2 protein-coding genes are annotated in these 1,563 nt (G+C 69.9%); both read left to right on the top strand.

Annotated elements, in window-relative coordinates:
* On the top strand, window positions 1–884 hold an 884-nt coding region (cysD, locus tag ACFWR9_RS42685), incomplete at its 5' end, for a sulfate adenylyltransferase subunit CysD (RefSeq protein WP_383853092.1).
* Between the two features lie 2 nt (window positions 885–886).
* Window positions 887–1,563 (top strand): GTP-binding protein (locus tag ACFWR9_RS42680; RefSeq protein WP_383853089.1); only part of this gene is annotated, 677 nt, incomplete at its 3' end.

The raw sequence follows: 1,563 nt of genomic DNA, 5'->3' as shown, positions 1-1,563 counted from the left end.
CCCACCTGGATGCTCTCGAGTCGGAGGCGGTGCACATCTTCCGTGAGGTGGCGGGTGAGTTCGAGCGGCCGGTGATCCTGTTCTCCGGCGGCAAGGACTCCATCCTCATGCTGCACCTCGCGCTGAAGGCGTTCGCGCCGGCGGCGGTGCCGTTCTCGCTGCTGCACGTGGACACCGGGCACAACTTCCCCGAGGTCCTGGAGTACCGGGACCGCACCGTCGAGCGGCACGGGCTGCGGCTGCACGTCGCCTCCGTGCAGGACTACATCGACCGCGGTGTGCTGCGCGAGCGCCCCGACGGCACCCGCAACCCGCTGCAGACCCTGCCGCTGACCGAGAAGATCCAGGCGGAGAAGTTCGACGCCGTCTTCGGCGGCGGCCGCCGTGACGAGGAGAAGGCCCGCGCGAAGGAGCGGGTGTTCTCGCTGCGGGACGAGTTCTCCCAGTGGGATCCGCGCCGTCAGCGCCCCGAACTGTGGAACCTCTACAACGGCCGCCACGCCCCCGGCGAACACGTCCGGGTCTTCCCGCTGTCCAACTGGACCGAGCTGGACGTGTGGCAGTACATCGCCCGCGAGAACATCGAACTGCCCGCCATCTACTACGCCCACGAGCGTGAGGTGTTCGCCCGCTCCGGTATGTGGCTGACCGCCGGTGAGTGGGGCGGCCCCAAGGACGGCGAAACGGTCGTCAAGCGGCAGGTCCGCTACCGCACCGTCGGGGACATGTCCTGCACCGGCGCCGTCGACTCCGACGCCGACAGCATCGAGAAGGTCATCGCCGAGATCGCCGTCACCCGGCTCACCGAACGCGGCGCCACCCGCGCCGACGACAAGATGTCCGAGGCCGCGATGGAAGACCGCAAGCGCGAGGGGTACTTCTAGACATGTCCAGCACCACCGAACCCACCGAAGCGCTGTCGGTCTGGCAGCTGTCGGAGACGACCCTGCTGCGGTTCGCGACCGCCGGGTCCGTCGACGACGGCAAGTCCACCCTGGTCGGACGCCTGCTGCACGACTCCAAGTCGGTCCTCACCGACCAGCTGGAGGCCGTCGAGCGGGCCTCCGCGAGCCGCGGCCAGGACGCCCCCGACCTCGCGCTGCTCACCGACGGCCTGCGGGCCGAACGCGAGCAGGGCATCACCATCGACGTCGCCTACCGCTACTTCGCCACCCCCCGGCGCCGGTTCATCCTCGCCGACACCCCCGGGCACGTGCAGTACACGCGGAACATGGTCACCGGCGCCTCCACCGCCGAACTGACCGTCATCCTCGTCGACGCCCGCAACGGGGTCGTCGAGCAGACCCGCCGGCACGCCGCGATCGCCGCCCTGCTGCGGGTCCCGCACGTCGTCCTCGCCGTCAACAAGATGGACCTCGTCGACTACCGCGAGCCCGTGTTCGCCGCCATCGCCGAGGAGTTCACCGCCTACGCCACCGAACTGGGCGTCCCCGAGGTCACCGCGATCCCGATCTCCGCGCTCGCCGGGGACAACGTGGTCGAACCCTCCGCCGTCATGGACTGGTACGGCGGCCCCACCGTCCTGGAACACCTGGAGACCGT

The organism is Streptomyces sp. NPDC058534 (genome assembly GCF_042717365.1).
In the GTDB taxonomy this organism is placed as follows: domain Bacteria; phylum Actinomycetota; class Actinomycetes; order Streptomycetales; family Streptomycetaceae; genus Streptomyces.
Note: the sequence above shows the minus strand (reverse complement) of the source record. Positions and strands in the feature narration are given on the sequence as shown.